The organism is Nocardioides marmotae (genome assembly GCF_013177455.1).
GTDB lineage: Bacteria > Actinomycetota > Actinomycetes > Propionibacteriales > Nocardioidaceae > Nocardioides > Nocardioides marmotae.
In genome coordinates, this window is record NZ_CP053660.1 from 1,671,391 (window position 1) to 1,685,613 (window position 14,223).

Here is a 14,223-nt window from a genome sequence, read left to right on the forward strand (position 1 = left end):
CGAGAGGCATCCACCCCGAGGAAGGCAGCGCCGGTGACCGAGACGACTCAGAAGTCCGGCTCGAAGCAGACCAAGCAGACGAAGCAGACGAACGGCAAGAAGGCCACCGCCAAGGCGGCAGGCACCGGCGCCCGCGGCAAGGCCGCCGAGGCCCGGGCGCGCCTGGCCAACCTGGTCGTCAAGGAGGGCGAGGACCCCTGGACGAGCGAGGAGCTCGCCGAGGTCGTCGATGAGCTCCACGAGCAGCGCGAGCACAGCGAGGCCATCATCCGCGACCTCGACGACGAGCTGTCGGGGCTGATGCGCGACTCCGGTGACGGGGCGGGGCAGGACCAGGCCGACGTCGGCTCGACCTCCTTCGAGCGCGATCACGAGCTGACCGTGCTGATCAACGAGCGCGACAAGGTGGCCCAGATCGACCGAGCCCTGGCGCGCATCGACGACGCGACGTACGGCGTGTGCGAGTCGTGCGGGGAGCCGGTCGGCAAGATGCGGCTGATGGCATTTCCCCGTGCCACACTGTGCATGACATGCAAGCAGCGCGAGGAACGTCGCTGAACGACGACGACGACACCGTCCTACCGGCCACCGCCCCCTCGGCTCCGAGCAAGGTCCGGCTGCGGCTCCTGTTCGCCGGGGTGTTCGCGGTGCTCTACGTCACCGACGTGGTCTCCAAGATCCTCGCCGTCGAGCACCTCACCGGCCGCCCGGACGTCGAGATCCTCGGCGACCTGTTCGTGCTGCACCTGGTGCGCAACCCGGGCGCGGCGTTCAGCGCCGGCACCGAGTACACCGTGGTGCTCTCCTGCATCGCGATCGCGGCGGTCCTGGTGGTGCTCTTCCTGGCGCGCCGGGTCGGCAACGTCCTGTGGGCCGTCGCCCTGGCCGTGCTGCTCGCGGGCGTGGCCGGCAACCTGACCGACCGGCTCCTGCGCGCGCCGGGCCCGATGCGGGGGCACGTCATCGACATGTTCATGCTGCCGAACTGGCCGGTCTTCAACGTCGCCGACATGTGCATCAACGTCGCGGCGGGGCTGATCCTGCTCCAGGCGTTCCGCGGCGTGCGCATCGACGGCACCCGGGAGGAACGATGACCCAGGACGACCACCGCACGCTGACCATCCCCGAGGCTCTCGGAGGAGAGCGCGTGGACGCCGCCATGGCGCGGCTCTTCGGCGTCTCCCGCACCCGCGCCGCGGACCTGATCGCCGACGGCAACGTGCGCCTCGACGGCGCCGAGGTCGGCAAGAGCGACCGCGTCCTGCCCGGGGCGGTCCTCGACGTCACCATCCCGAGCCTGGTCGACCCGCTCGAGATCGTGCCGGAGATCGTCGAGGGGATCGGGATCATCCACGACGACGACGCGATCGTGGTGATCGACAAGCCCGTCGGCGTCGCGGTCCACCCCTCGCCGGGCTGGTCGGGCCCGACCGTCGTCGGTCACCTGGCCGGCGCGGGCTTCCGGATCGCCACCAGCGGCGCCTCGGAGCGCCAGGGCATCGTCCAGCGTCTCGACGTCGGCACCTCCGGCGTCATGGTGATCGCGAAGTCCGAGCACGCCTACTCGGTGCTGAAGAACGCCTTCCGCAACCGCACCGTCGACAAGACCTACCACGCGCTCGTGCAGGGCCACCCCGACCCGCTCGAGGGCACCGTGGACGCCCCGATCGGCCGGCACCCGAAGGCGGACTACAAGTTCGCGGTGATGGCCGACGGCCGCCCGAGCGTGACGCACTACAACACCCTCGAGGCGCACCGCTTCGCCAGCCTGCTCGAGGTGCACCTCGAGACCGGCCGCACCCACCAGATCCGGGTGCACATGGCCGCGCTCAAGCACCCCTGCGTCGGCGACATCACCTATGGCGCCGACCCGACGCTGGCCCGCCGCGTGGGCCTGGAGCGCCAGTGGCTGCACGCCGTGCGGCTCGGCTTCGAGCACCCCGAGACCGGCGAGCAGGTGAGCTATGAGTCGACGTACCCCGACGACCTGGCCCACGCGCTCGAGGTCATCCGTGGCGCCAGCTGAGTCCGGCCCGGGGCCCCTGCCGGACGTGACCGTGCGGCCGGCGGTGCCGGCCGACGTCGGCGACCTCGCCGCGGTCCACCTGCGCGCCCGCCGGGCCGCGCCGATGCCGGAGCCGGCCCACCCGGACTCCACCCTCGCGCCGTTCCTCGCCACGCGCATCGGCGCCGACCAGGTCTGGGTGGCCGAGGCGGGGGAGCGGGTCGTCGGCTACGCCCGGCACACCGCGAGCTGGCTCGACGACCTGTACGTCGACCCGTCGGCCGCCCGCCGCGGGGTCGGCACGCTGCTGCTCGACGTCGTCAAGGACCGGCTCCCGGACGGCTTCTGCCTGTGGGTCTTCGAGTCCAACACCCCGGCTCGTGCCTTCTACGCCCTCCACGGGCTGCTCGCCCTCGAGCGGACCGACGGCTCGGCCAACGAGGAGCGCAGCCCCGACATCCGGATGGCCTGGCCCGGCCGCGACCCGGTCGCCTTCCTGCGCGGGCTGGTCGACGAGGTCGATGCCGAGCTCGGCGACCTGCTGGCCCGCCGCGCGGCGCTGACCCGCGCGATCCAGCCGCTCAAGACCGACCCCTCGCGCGACCCCGCGCGGGAGCGGGAGGTGGCCGAGCGGATCGCCCGGCGGGTGCCCGAGCTGGGCACCGACCGGCTCGTCCCGGTCGTCGACGCGATCATCACCGCCTCGCTCGACGCTGCCCGCTGACGCCTTCGTCACGGTCCCCGCATTGTCGGCGGCGAGTGACAGGCTCTGCCGCAGCCGTGAAGTAGCCTGACGTCCTTCCCCAGGATCGACGCCGGGCCGTCCACCCGGTGGCTGGTGCTGCCCGTCCACCGCTGCGAACCCCAGGAGATCGATACCGCCGATGTCGACCGGCTCCCAGGACTCCTTCGTCCACATGCACGTCCACACCGAGTACTCGATGCTCGACGGGGCGTCGCTCCTGGACGGACTCTTCACCCGCGTCGCGGACCTCGGGATGCCTGCCATCGCGATGACCGACCACGGCAACCTGCACGGCGCCTTCGACTTCTGGTCCAAGGCGCGCAAGCACGGCGTGAAGCCGATCATCGGCATCGAGGCGTACGTGACTCCGGGCACCCCGCGCGGCGAGCGCAAGCGCGTGCGGTGGGGCAAGGGCGACGTCAAGGAGGAGGGCGGCGACGACGTCGCCGGTGGCGGCGCCTACACCCACATGACGATGTGGGCGGAGAACACCGCCGGCATGCACAACCTCTTCCGGCTCTCCTCGCGCTCCAGCCTCGAGGGCTACTTCTACAAGCCGCGGATGGACAAGGAGATCCTCGCCGAGCACAGCGAGGGGATCATCGTCAGCACCGGCTGCCCCAGCGGCGCGATCCAGACCCGGCTGCGGCTGGGCCAGTGGGACGAGGCGGTCCGCGAGGCCGGCGAGCTGCAGGACATGTTCGGCCGCGACAACGTCTTCCTCGAGCTGATGGACCACGACATCTCGGTGGAGAAGCGGGTGCGCGACGACCTGCTCAAGCTCGGCCGCGAGCTCGGCATCCCGCCGCTGGCGACCAACGACTCCCACTACAACAACCCCGAGGACGCCGCGGCCCACGACGCCCTCATCTGCGTCGCCTCGGGCAAGCGGCTCTCCGACACCAACCGCCTGAAGTTCGACGGCGGCGGCTACTACATCAAGTCCGCGGCCGAGATGCGCGAGCTGTGGGCCGACCGCAACGGCATGCGCGAGGCCTGCGACAACACCCTGGCGCTGGCCGAGCGCTGCGAGGTGGAGTTCGTCGAGTCCACCGGCGGCTACATGGCGCGCGCCGACATCCCCGCGGGCGAGACCGAGGAGAGCTGGTTCCGCAAGGAGGTCTGGCGCGGGATCGAGTCGCGCTACCCCGGCGACCGGCTCGACCAGGAGGTCAAGGACCGCGTCGAGATGGAGCTCGGCGTCATCTCGGCCAAGGGCTACTGCGGCTACTACCTCGTGGTCGCCGACTTCATCCAGTGGGCCAAGGACAACGGCATCCGTGTCGGCCCGGGTCGTGGCTCGGGTGCGGGCTCGATCGCGGCGTACGCCCTGCGCATCACCGACCTGTGCCCCCTGGAGCACGGGCTGTTCTTCGAGCGGTTCCTCAACCCCGAGCGCCCCTCGATGCCCGACTTCGACATCGACTTCGACGACCACCGCCGCGGCGAGGTCATCGCCTACGTCACCCGCAAGTACGGCGCGGACCGGGTCGCCCAGATCGCGACCTTCGGCCGGCTCAAGGCCAAGGCCGCGATCAAGGACGCCGCGCGCGTGCTCGACTACGGCTTCGCGATCTCCGACAAGATCACCAAGGCCCTCCCGGCCGACGTGATGGGCAAGGGCGTCCCGCTCAAGGAGCTGTTCAACCCCGACCACAAGCGCTACGGCGAGGGCGGGGAGTTCCGTGCGCTGCACGACTCCGACGTCGACGTCCGCACCATCTATGAGACCGCGGTCGGCCTCGAGGGCCAGATCCGCAACTGGGGCGTCCACGCCGCCGGCGTGATCATGTCCAGCGACCCGCTGATCGACATCGTGCCGATCATGCAGCGCCCGCAGGACGGCGCGATCATCACCCAGTTCGACTACCCGATGTGCGAGGCGCTCGGGCTGGTCAAGATGGACTTCCTCGGCCTGAGCAACCTCCACATCCTGGAGAACGCGCTGGTCAACATCGAGGCCAACCGGGGCGAGAAGGTCGTCCTGGAGGAGCTGCCCTTCGACGACCGGGCGACCTATGAGCTGATGGGCCGGGGCGACACCCTGGGCGTCTTCCAGCTCGACGGCGGCGGCATGCGCGCGCTGCTGCGCTCGATGCAACCCGACCAGTTCGCCGACATCACCGCCGTCAGCGCGCTCTACCGTCCGGGCCCGATGGGTGCGGACTCCCACAACAAGTACGCACGTCGCAAGAACGGCCGCGAGCCGATCGAGCCGATCCACCCCGCGCTCGCCGAGGCGCTCGAGCCGGTCCTGGGGGAGACCTACGGCCTGATCGTCTACCAGGAGCAGGTCATGGCGATCGCCCAGGTGCTCGCGGGCTTCACCCTGGGCGCCGCGGACAACCTGCGGCGCGCGATGGGCAAGAAGAAGAAGGAGGAGCTCGACAAGCAGTACGCCGGCTTCCAGGCCGGCATGCTCGAGCGGGGCTTCCCCCAGGACGCGATCGACAAGCTCTGGGAGATCCTGCTCCCGTTCTCCGACTACGCCTTCAACAAGTCCCACTCCGCGGCGTACGGCGTCATCACCTACTGGACCGCCTACCTCAAGGCCAACTACCCGGCCGAGTACATGGCGGCCCTGCTCACCTCCGCGAAGGACGACAAGGACAAGCTGGCGATCTACCTCAACGAGTGCCGCCGGATGCGGATCCAGGTGCTCCCGCCGGACGTCAACTCCTCCGCCCACGACTTCACCCCCGTCGGCGGCGACATCCGCTTCGGCCTGACCGCGATCCGCAACGTCGGGGCCAACGTGGTCGACGGCATCGTGGCGGCGCGGGAGGAGAAGGGGCGCTACACCGACTTCAACGATTTCCTCGACAAGGTGCCGACCCAGGTCTGCAACAAGCGGGTCATCGAGTCGCTGATCAAGGCCGGCGCCTTCGACGACCTCAAGCACCGGCGCCGCGCGCTGGTCGCCATCCACGAGACGGCCGTGGACCAGTACGTCGACATCAAGCGCAACGAGGCGATCGGCCAGGACTCGCTGTTCGGCGGGCTCGACGACACCTCGGGCTTCGGGGTCTCGGTGGCGATCCCCGACATCGACGACTGGGACAAGATGACGCTGCTCGGCCACGAGCGGGAGATGCTCGGTCTCTACGTCTCCGACCACCCGCTGCTCGGTCTCGAGCACGTGCTGGCCAACAGCAGCGACTGCACGATCGGCCAGCTGATGCTCGACGAGGACCGCGCCGACGGGTCGCCGATCACCGTCAGCGGGCTGGTCACCTCGGTGCAGCGCAAGATCACCAAGCGCGGCGACGCGTGGGCGATGATCACGCTGGAGGACCTCGACGGCGCCATCGACGTGCTGTTGTTCCCCAGCGCCTACCAGCTGGCCAGCACCTACCTGACCGAGGACGCCATCCTCACCGTCAAGGGCCGGCTCTCGCGCAGCAAGGACCAGCCCGAGCTGCACGGCCAGGAGGTCACGGTCCCCGACATCTCCGACGGGCCCTCGGGCCCCGTGGTGATCAAGGTGCCCCAGACACGTGTGAACTCCGACGTCGTCGCTCACCTGAAGGACGTGCTCTCCACCCATCCCGGCGTGACCGAGGTGCACCTGCGCGTGCTCATGCGCGACAAGACCCTCGTCATGCGGATCGGCGACCACCACCGGGTGACGCCGAGCCCGGCGCTGTTCGCCGACCTCAAGCAGCTGCTGGGCCCCGGGTGTCTCACCAGCTGACGCCACCCCACGGGCCCCGCCGGGTGTCGCGCTCCCCACGCGGGGGCGCGCTCCGGGTCGCCCTCGAGGCGCTCGCGGTCGTCGCGCTGCTCGTGGTCGCCGGGGTGGTCGCGGCCGGCATCTGGTTCCAGGTGTGGTCGCCGGTCACCGGCGTCGTCCGCGACGGCCAGTGGTTCACCGACGAGGACGGCCTGCGCAGCACCTTCGCCGGGACCGGGTGGTACGTCGTGGTCGCCGCGGCCACCAGCCTCGTGGTCGGTGCGGTGGCGGCGTACGTCTTCGACCGCTCCGAGCTGGTCACCCTGGCCGCCGTCGTGGTGGGCGCCTCCCTCGGCGGCTACGTGATGCTCCGCCTGGGGCTGTCGTGGAGCCCCGCCGACCCCGAGGTGCTCGCCCGCACCGCCGCCGACGGCACCGAGCTCGACGGCGCGCTCGAGGTCGACCTGCCGCACGCCTGGCTCACCTTCCCCTGCGGCGCGCTGATCGGGATGGCCGTCGTCTTCCTCGTCACCACCAAGCGCTCGGGGCCCCGCGGCCCCGAGTCCCTGGAGATCTGAGTCCCTGGACCCCTGAGCCCCGCGCGGCGGGGCCCTCAGCGGGCGATCGGCGCGACCGTCGCGGAGGTGACGGCGACGAGGTCGGCCGGCGCGAGGCCGAGGTCGAGCCCGCGCCGGCCGCCGGAGACGTAGACCGTCGGGTGGTCGAGCGCGCTGGCGTCGACGACGGTGGGGTGGGCCCGCTTCTGGCCGACCGGGGAGATGCCGCCGGCGACGTACCCGGTGGCCCGCTCGGCCGCGGCGACCTCCGCCATCGCGGCCTTGCTGCCGCCGAGCGCCCGGGCGAGTGCCTTGAGGTCCAGCTGCCGGTCGACCGGGACGATGCCGACGACGAGCGCGCCGTCGAGGTTCGCCATCAGTGTCTTGAACACGCACGCCGGCTCCAGGCCGAGCGCCTCCGCGGCCTCCAGGCCGAAGGACGCGGCGCGGGGGTCGTGGTCGTACTCGTGGGTGGTGAACGCGATCCCGGCCGCGCTCAGCGCGACGGTCGCGGGGGTGCCGCCGGCGCGCGCTGCCTTCTTCTTGGCCATGGTCTCTCCTCCCGGCGGTCGTGGTTGCGCTCGGCGCGCCCCTCGCCGGATCTCGTCACGCTCGCGCGACCTCGTTCCTCGCGTGCGCGTGGACGCGTCCCTCACCGGATCTCGACACGCTCGCGCGACCTCGTCCCTCGGTCGCGTCGCTTGCTCGATCTTCGCGCACGACGCGCCCGCTCGTCCCTCGCGTGCGCTGTGCGCTTGCTCGATCTTCGCGCACGACGCGCTCGCTCGTTCCTCGCGTGCGCTGTGCTCTCAGTTGGGCGACCAGCGGGTGCGGGCGACGTCGGTGGCGGGCAGGGAGGGGATCACGTTCATCGCGCGCAGCTCGGTGCGCAGCAGGTCGGTGACGAGCACCAGCCGCTCCTCGGCGTCCTCGGCCTCGAGCAGCATCTGCCGCTCGGGCATCGGCAGGGGAGCGCAGGCCGCCAGCGTCCAGGAGAGGTACGACGCGTCGCGCGGCAGCGTGCCGTCGTAGGGGTCCGTGCGGATCTCGGCCAGCGCCGCCCGGTAGGCCACGAAGGTCGCGCGTGCCTGCTCGAGCAGCCCCTCGGGCACCGGACGGACCGGCTCGGGCCGGTCGTGGACGTGCCCGACGGGGAACAGCCCGGTGGTGTCGAGCCGCTCCAGCTCGATGCGGTCCAGCCCGACGGCGACGATGTCGAAGGAGCCGTCGGGGTGCGGCTCGACCTCGGTCATCTGCACCCGCACGCCGATCCGGTGCAGCGACTGCGCGCCGTGGTCGCCGACCTCGTAGCCCTCGCGGATCGCGACCGAGCCGAAGACCCGCTCGGCGGGGTCCTCGACACGCAGCAGGTGGTGCACCATCGCGCGGTAGCGGTCCTCGAAGACGGTCAGCGGCACGCTGACGCCGGGGAAGAGCACCGCGTTGAGCGGGAACAGCGGCAGCGTGTCGGTCACGGCACCAACCTAGTCCGCGGCACCGGTGCGTCCGGCCAGCGTCACCGGTTCGGGACGGCGGCAGCGGCGAACGTAGGATCGGCGCCATGATCCGCCGCATCGACCTGCGCGGGACCACGGGTCCCGTCGACTACCGCGACGTCGTCCCCCGGGCCGACTTCGACGTCGAGGCTGCGGTGCCCGCGGTGCATGCCATCTGCGAGGCGGTGCGCACCCGCGGCGTCGACGCGATCAAGGAGTACGCCCGCACCTTCGATGGTGTGGAGCTCGACGAGCTCCGCGTCCCCGCCGGGGCGACCACCGCGGCGCTCGAGCGGCTCGACCCCGCCATCCGCGCCGCGCTGGAGGAGTCGATCCGGCGCCTGCGCGCGACCTGCACGGCCGAGCTCGAGCACGACGCGGTCACCGACCTCGGTCCGGGCGCCCGCGTCACGCACCGCAAGGTCCCGATCCGCCGCGTCGGCCTCTACGTGCCCGGCGGCCTGGCACCGCTGGTCTCCAGCGTGCTGATGAACGTCGTGCCCGCCCAGGTCGCCGGCGTGGAGTCGATCGCGCTGGCCTCGCCGCCGCAGAAGGACTTCGGTGGCCAGGTGCACCCCACGATCCTGGCGGCGTGCGCGCTGCTCGGCGTGGAGGAGGTGTACGCCGTCGGCGGCGCCCAGGCCATCGCGATGTTCGCCTACGGCACCGGCCCGTGCGAGCGGGTCGACCTGGTCACCGGTCCGGGGAACATCTACACCGTCACCGCCAAGCGGCTGCTCAAGGGCCTGGTGGGCATCGACTCCGAGGCCGGTCCCACCGAGATCGCGGTCCTCGCCGACGACACCGCCGACGCGGCGTACGTCGCCGCCGACCTGGTCAGCCAGGCCGAGCACGACCCGCTGGCCGGCTCGGTGCTGGTCACCCCGTCCGAGCGGCTGGCCGCCGACGTCGAGGCCGAGCTGGAGAAGCAGGTCTACGCCACCAAGCACACCGAGCGGATCCGCACCGCGCTGACCGGCCCGCAGTCCGGCGTCGTGCTGGTCTCCGACCTCGAGCAGGGCCTCGAGGTGGTCAACGCCTACGCCGCCGAGCACCTCGAGATCCACACCGAGGACGCCGCCGCCTGGGCCGCCCGGGTCCGCAACGCCGGCGCGATCTTCGTCGGCCCGCACGCCCCGGTCAGCCTCGGCGACTACTGCGCCGGCTCCAACCACGTGCTGCCGACCGGCGGCTGCGCCTGCCACTCCTCGGGTCTCTCGGTGCGCGCGTTCACCAAGTCGGTGCACGTCGTGGACTACTCCCGCGAGGCGCTCGCCGAGGTCGCCGACCACGTGGTGACCCTCGCCGAGGCCGAGGACCTGCCGGGCCACGGCGCCGCGGTGCGCGTCCGCTTCGGGGGCTGATCGCGTCGTGTTCCCCCCGATCCGGGAGGAGCTGCGCGGCCTCGAGCCGTACGGCGCCCCCCAGCTGGACGTGCCGGTCCAGCTCAACACCAACGAGAACCCCTACGGCCCCTCCGAGGCCTGCGTCGCCGACATCGCGGCGTCGGTCGCGGAGGCCGCGCGGGGGCTGCACCGCTACCCCGACCGCGAGCACGTCGCGCTGCGCACCGCGCTGGCCGAGTACCTCGCGCGCGACACCCCGCACGGGATCGCGGTCGAGCAGGTGTGGGCGGCCAACGGCTCCAACGAGGTCATGCTGCAGCTGCTGCAGGCCTTCGGCGGTCCGGGCCGTTCGGCGCTGAGCTTCGCGCCGACGTACTCGATGTATCCGGAGTACGCCCGCGACACCTCCACCACCTGGGTCCAGGGGCGGCGCGAGGACGACTTCTCCCTCGACCTCGACGCGGCCGCGGCGCTGGTGCGCGAGCACCGGCCGAGCGTGGTGCTGCTGCCTTCGCCGAACAACCCGACCGGCACGGCGCTGCCGCCCGAGGCGGTCACCGTGCTGTGCGAGGCGGCGGCGGCCTACGAGCCGCAGGGCCTGGTCGTGGTCGACGAGGCGTACGGCGAGTTCCGCCGCGCCGGCGTCCCGAGCGCGCTCGAGCTGCTCCCGGTCCACCGCAACCTGGTCGTCACGCGGACGATGAGCAAGGCGTTCGCCGCCGCCGGCCTGCGGCTGGGCTACCTCGCGGCCGACCCGGCGATCTGCGACGCGATCCGCGTGGTGCGACTGCCCTACCACCTCTCCTCGGTCACCCAGGCCGCCGCCGTCGCGGCGCTGCGGCACGCCCCGGAGCTGCTCGGCAAGGTCGACGAGCTGCGCGCCGAGCGCGACCGCACGGTGGCCTGGCTGCGCGAACAGGGACTCCAGGTCGCCGAGAGCGACGCCAACTTCGCCCTGTTCGGCACCTTCGCCGACCGGCATGCTGTCTGGCAGGGCCTGCTGGACCGGGGGGTGCTCGTCCGCGAGGTCGGCCCGCCGGGCTGGCTGCGGGTCTCGATCGGAACAGCCGGGGAGATGGATGCGTTCCGTGGAGCGTTGAGCCAGGTCATGGACACCGAAGCAGGGAAGGGGACGGACCGATGAGCCGTACCGCACGCATCGAGCGGCAGACCAGCGAGTCCAAGGTGCTCGTCGAGGTCGACCTCGACGGCAGCGGCCGCCACGACGTCTCGACCGGGATCGGGTTCTACGACCACATGCTCACCGCGTTCGCGCGGCACAGCCTGGTCGACCTGACCGTGCAGTCCGAGGGCGACCACTGGATCGACGCCCACCACACCACCGAGGACACCGCGATCGCGCTGGGCCAGGCGCTGCGCCAGGCGCTGGGCGACAAGGTCGGCATCCGGCGGTTCGGCGACGCCACGGTGCCGCTGGACGAGGCGCTCGTCCACGCCGTCGTCGACGTCTCGGGCCGGCCCTACTGCGTGCACACCGGCGAGCCGGAGGGGCAGCAGTACGTCCAGCTCGGTGGCAGCACCCCGGCCTACCTGGGCTCGCTGACCCAGCACGTCTTCGAGTCGATCGCCTTCCACGGCCACTTCGCCCTGCACGTGCGCGTCCTCGCCGGCCGCGAGCCGCACCACATCGTGGAGACCCAGTTCAAGGCGTTCGCCCGCGCCTTCCGCGACGCGGTCGCCTTCGACCCCCGCGAGACGGGCATCCCCTCGACCAAGGGGGCGCTGTGATCACCCCGCGACGTTCCCCGGCTCCTCCGCTGCGCTCCTCCGCCGGACGACGCCGCGGGGACCCCGATCCCGCGGGGTCGATGTGACTGCGAAGGTCGCGGTCCTCGACTACGGCTCGGGCAACCTGCGCTCCGCGGTGCGCGCGGTCGAGCGGGCCGGCGCCGAGGTCGAGCTGACCTCGGACTTCGACACCTGCCTGGCCGCGGACGGCCTGCTCGTGCCGGGCGTCGGGGCGTTCGCGGCGTGCATGGAGGGCCTGCGCGCGATCAAGGGCGACCGGCTCATCGGTCGCCGGCTCGCCGGCGGGCGCCCGATCCTCGGCATCTGCGTCGGGATGCAGATCCTCTTCGGCCGCGGGGTCGAGCACGGCGTGGAGACCGACGGTTGCGACGAGTGGCCGGGCGTGGTCGAGCGGCTCCAGGCGCCGGTCGTCCCGCACATGGGCTGGAACACCGTCGAGGTCCCCGAGGGCTCCACGCTCTTCGCGGGCATCGAGGAGGAGCGGTTCTACTTCGTGCACTCCTACGGCGTCCGCGACTGGGAGCTGGTCACCAACAACCGCACGCGCGCGCCGCTGGTGACCTGGGCCGAGCACGGTGGCGACCGGTTCGTCGCGGCCGTCGAGAACGGCCCGCTCACCGCGACCCAGTTCCACCCGGAGAAGTCCGGCGACGCGGGCGCGGCGCTGTTCCGCAACTGGGTCGCCTCCCTGTGAGCGCCGACCGGTGAACGTCCGGTGAGCCCCCGGTGAGCCCCCGATGAGCCCCCGATGAGCAAGGAGCGGGCCCGGCGTCGCGAGGAGCGGCAGCGCGAGGCCGCGGTCCTCACGGCGGCCCGCGCGGCCGAGGCCGAGCGTCGCGAGCGCCGCGACGCGCGCGTCCGGGCGATGACCTCGCGCCTGCCCGCGCGGCGGACCCGTCCGACCGGGATCCTCGCCGCGCGGCGCCGCCGTCAGTGGCAGTGGCTGCTCGCCGGCCTGCTGGTCGCCAACGTCGCGGTCTGGGTCTTCGTGCCGGAGTGGTCGGCCCGGCTGGGCGCGCTCGTGGTCTCGGTGCTCGCCGCGCCCGTCCTGTTCACCCTGCTGTTCCGACGCTGAGCACCTCCGGAGCCCAGCGCCCGTCCCCACCTTGGAAGCGAGAACCATGTCCCACCTCCAGCTGCTGCCCGCCGTCGACATCACCGAGGGCCGCGCCGTCCAGCTCGCCCAGGGCGTCGCCGGCTCCGAGCGCGTGTACGGCGACCCGGTCGCGGCCGCGCGCCGGTGGCAGGACGCCGGGTCGGAGTGGCTGCACCTGGTCGACCTCGACGCGGCGTTCGGGCGCGGCTCGAACCGCGAGCTGCAGGCCGAGATCGTCGGCGCGCTCGACATCGACGTGGAGATGAGCGGCGGCATCCGCGACGACGAGTCGCTGGAGGCGGCGCTGGCCACCGGCTGCCGGCGGGTCAACATCGGCACCGCCGCACTGGAGAACCCGGCGTGGTGCGCGCGGATCATCGCCGAGCATGGCGACCGGATCGCGATCGGCCTCGACGTCCGGGGCACCACCCTGGCCGCCCGCGGCTGGACCAAGGACGGCGGCGACCTCTACGAGACCCTCGCCCGCCTCGACGCCGAGGGCTGCGCGCGCTACGTCGTCACCGACGTGAACAAGGACGGCATGCTCCAGGGCCCCAACCTCCAGCTGCTGCGCGACGTCTGCGCCGCCACGGACCGCCCGGTCATCGCCTCGGGCGGGGTGAGCACGCTCGACGACATCCGCGCGCTGATGGACCTCGTGCCCGTCGGCGTGGAGGGCGCGATCGCCGGCACCGCGCTCTACGAGGGCCGGTTCACCCTCGAGGACGCGCTCGCCCTGACCCGCGGCGGGGCGTCGTGACGCTCGCGGTCCGGGTCATCCCGTGCCTGGACGTCGACGGCGGTCGGGTGGTCAAGGGCATCAACTTCCAGGACCTGCGTGACGCCGGTGACCCGGTCGAGCTGGCCAAGGTCTACGACGCCGAGGGCGCCGACGAGCTGACCTTCCTCGACATCTCCGCCTCCCACGAGGGCCGCTCGACCACGATGGAGATCGTCTCGGCCACTGCCGAGCAGGTCTTCATCCCGCTCACGGTCGGCGGCGGTGTCGCCTCGGTCGCCGACGTCGACCGGCTGCTGCGGGCCGGCGCGGACAAGGTCGCGGTCAACACCGCCGCCATCCGCCGGCCCGAGCTGGTCGCCGAGATCGCCGACCGGTTCGGCAACCAGGTGCTCGTGCTGTCGGTCGACGCGCGCCGCGCCGCCGGCACCGCCTCCGGCTTCGAGGTCACCACCCACGGCGGCCGGAAGTCCGCCGGCATCGACGCGGTCGAGTGGGCCGTGCGCGCCGCCGAGCTCGGCGCCGGCGAGATCCTGCTCAACGCGATGGACGCCGACGGGACCCAGGACGGCTTCGACCTCGACCTGATCGCGGCGGTACGTCGCGAGGTCTCGATCCCCGTCATCGCCTCCGGCGGCGCCGGCCGCGTCGAGCACTTCCCGCCCGCCGTCGAGGCCGGCGCCGACGCGGTCCTCGCGGCCACGGTCTTCCACTTCGGCACGTTGCGCATCGGCGACGTCAAGCGCGCGCTCGACGAGGCCGGTCACCCCGTCCGGTGACCGGTTCGCTCGGGCGG

15 protein-coding genes are annotated in these 14,223 nt (G+C 72.3%); 13 read left to right on the top strand and 2 right to left on the bottom strand.

What is annotated here, in order from left to right:
- The first annotated feature begins 33 nt into the window (after positions 1 to 33).
- The 6 genes from HPC71_RS08090 (at position 34) to HPC71_RS08115 (ending at position 7,001) form a co-directional block, all read left to right on the top strand.
- Positions 34 to 558 carry a TraR/DksA family transcriptional regulator gene (locus HPC71_RS08090; protein ID WP_253943951.1) on the top strand — a complete coding sequence of 175 codons (525 nt, stop codon included), beginning with the start codon at positions 34 to 36 and terminating at the stop codon, positions 556 to 558.
- The gene (gene lspA / locus HPC71_RS08095) at positions 531 to 1,094 is read left to right on the top strand and encodes a signal peptidase II (RefSeq protein WP_154615088.1); all 564 of its coding nucleotides are present in this window, start codon (positions 531 to 533) and stop codon (positions 1,092 to 1,094) included. Before HPC71_RS08090 ends, lspA begins: the two co-directional genes overlap by 28 nt.
- A complete protein-coding gene (locus HPC71_RS08100; RefSeq protein ID WP_154611962.1) occupies positions 1,091 to 2,026 on the top strand; it encodes an RluA family pseudouridine synthase in 936 nt (311 codons plus the stop codon). Before lspA ends, HPC71_RS08100 begins: the two co-directional genes overlap by 4 nt.
- A 25-nt stretch (positions 2,027 to 2,051) precedes the next feature.
- Entirely contained in the window at positions 2,052 to 2,729 is a 678-nt protein-coding gene (locus HPC71_RS08105) for a GNAT family N-acetyltransferase (RefSeq protein WP_171896520.1), read from the top strand.
- Between the two features lie 160 nt (positions 2,730 to 2,889).
- On the top strand, positions 2,890 to 6,444 hold the full coding sequence (dnaE, locus tag HPC71_RS08110; protein WP_154611960.1) for a DNA polymerase III subunit alpha: 3,555 nt from the start codon (positions 2,890 to 2,892) through the stop codon (positions 6,442 to 6,444).
- 23 nt (positions 6,445 to 6,467) lie between these two features.
- Positions 6,468 to 7,001 (top strand): hypothetical protein, encoded by a 534-nt coding sequence (locus HPC71_RS08115; RefSeq protein ID WP_154615090.1) that lies wholly within the window; start codon positions 6,468 to 6,470, stop codon positions 6,999 to 7,001.
- A gap of 35 nt (positions 7,002 to 7,036) precedes the next feature.
- Here the strand turns inward: HPC71_RS08115 and ybaK are convergent, their stop codons facing one another.
- Both ybaK and HPC71_RS08125 read right to left on the bottom strand, forming a co-directional pair.
- Positions 7,037 to 7,531, bottom strand: a complete 495-nt coding sequence (gene ybaK, locus HPC71_RS08120) for a Cys-tRNA(Pro) deacylase (RefSeq protein ID WP_154615091.1) — start codon at positions 7,529 to 7,531, stop codon at positions 7,037 to 7,039.
- Positions 7,532 to 7,789: 258 nt separating this feature from the next.
- Positions 7,790 to 8,455 (bottom strand): LON peptidase substrate-binding domain-containing protein, encoded by a 666-nt coding sequence (locus tag HPC71_RS08125; RefSeq protein WP_171896522.1) that lies wholly within the window; start codon positions 8,453 to 8,455, stop codon positions 7,790 to 7,792.
- Between the two features lie 86 nt (positions 8,456 to 8,541).
- On the opposite strand from HPC71_RS08125, the gene hisD reads away from it, so the two are divergent.
- The 7 genes from hisD (at position 8,542) to hisF (ending at position 14,206) form a co-directional block, all read left to right on the top strand.
- Entirely contained in the window at positions 8,542 to 9,840 is a 1,299-nt protein-coding gene (hisD, locus tag HPC71_RS08130) for a histidinol dehydrogenase (protein ID WP_154611957.1), read from the top strand.
- A 7-nt stretch (positions 9,841 to 9,847) separates the two neighbouring features.
- Positions 9,848 to 10,966 (top strand): histidinol-phosphate transaminase, encoded by a 1,119-nt coding sequence (locus tag HPC71_RS08135; protein ID WP_171896524.1) that lies wholly within the window; start codon positions 9,848 to 9,850, stop codon positions 10,964 to 10,966.
- Positions 10,963 to 11,571: an imidazoleglycerol-phosphate dehydratase HisB gene (gene hisB / locus HPC71_RS08140; protein ID WP_154611956.1), complete on the top strand. Its 609-nt coding sequence runs from the start codon at positions 10,963 to 10,965 to the stop codon at positions 11,569 to 11,571. Before HPC71_RS08135 ends, hisB begins: the two co-directional genes overlap by 4 nt.
- Before the next feature lie 82 nt (positions 11,572 to 11,653).
- The gene (hisH, locus tag HPC71_RS08145) at positions 11,654 to 12,286 is read left to right on the top strand and encodes an imidazole glycerol phosphate synthase subunit HisH (RefSeq protein ID WP_171896526.1); all 633 of its coding nucleotides are present in this window, start codon (positions 11,654 to 11,656) and stop codon (positions 12,284 to 12,286) included.
- A gap of 54 nt (positions 12,287 to 12,340) precedes the next feature.
- Positions 12,341 to 12,667, top strand: a complete 327-nt coding sequence (locus tag HPC71_RS08150) for a hypothetical protein (RefSeq protein WP_154615092.1) — start codon at positions 12,341 to 12,343, stop codon at positions 12,665 to 12,667.
- A 46-nt stretch (positions 12,668 to 12,713) separates the two neighbouring features.
- Positions 12,714 to 13,448, top strand: a complete 735-nt coding sequence (priA, locus tag HPC71_RS08155) for a bifunctional 1-(5-phosphoribosyl)-5-((5-phosphoribosylamino)methylideneamino)imidazole-4-carboxamide isomerase/phosphoribosylanthranilate isomerase PriA (protein WP_154615093.1) — start codon at positions 12,714 to 12,716, stop codon at positions 13,446 to 13,448.
- Positions 13,445 to 14,206: an imidazole glycerol phosphate synthase subunit HisF gene (gene hisF / locus HPC71_RS08160; RefSeq protein ID WP_171896528.1), complete on the top strand. Its 762-nt coding sequence runs from the start codon at positions 13,445 to 13,447 to the stop codon at positions 14,204 to 14,206. Before priA ends, hisF begins: the two co-directional genes overlap by 4 nt.
- Positions 14,207 to 14,223 lie beyond the last annotated feature (17 nt).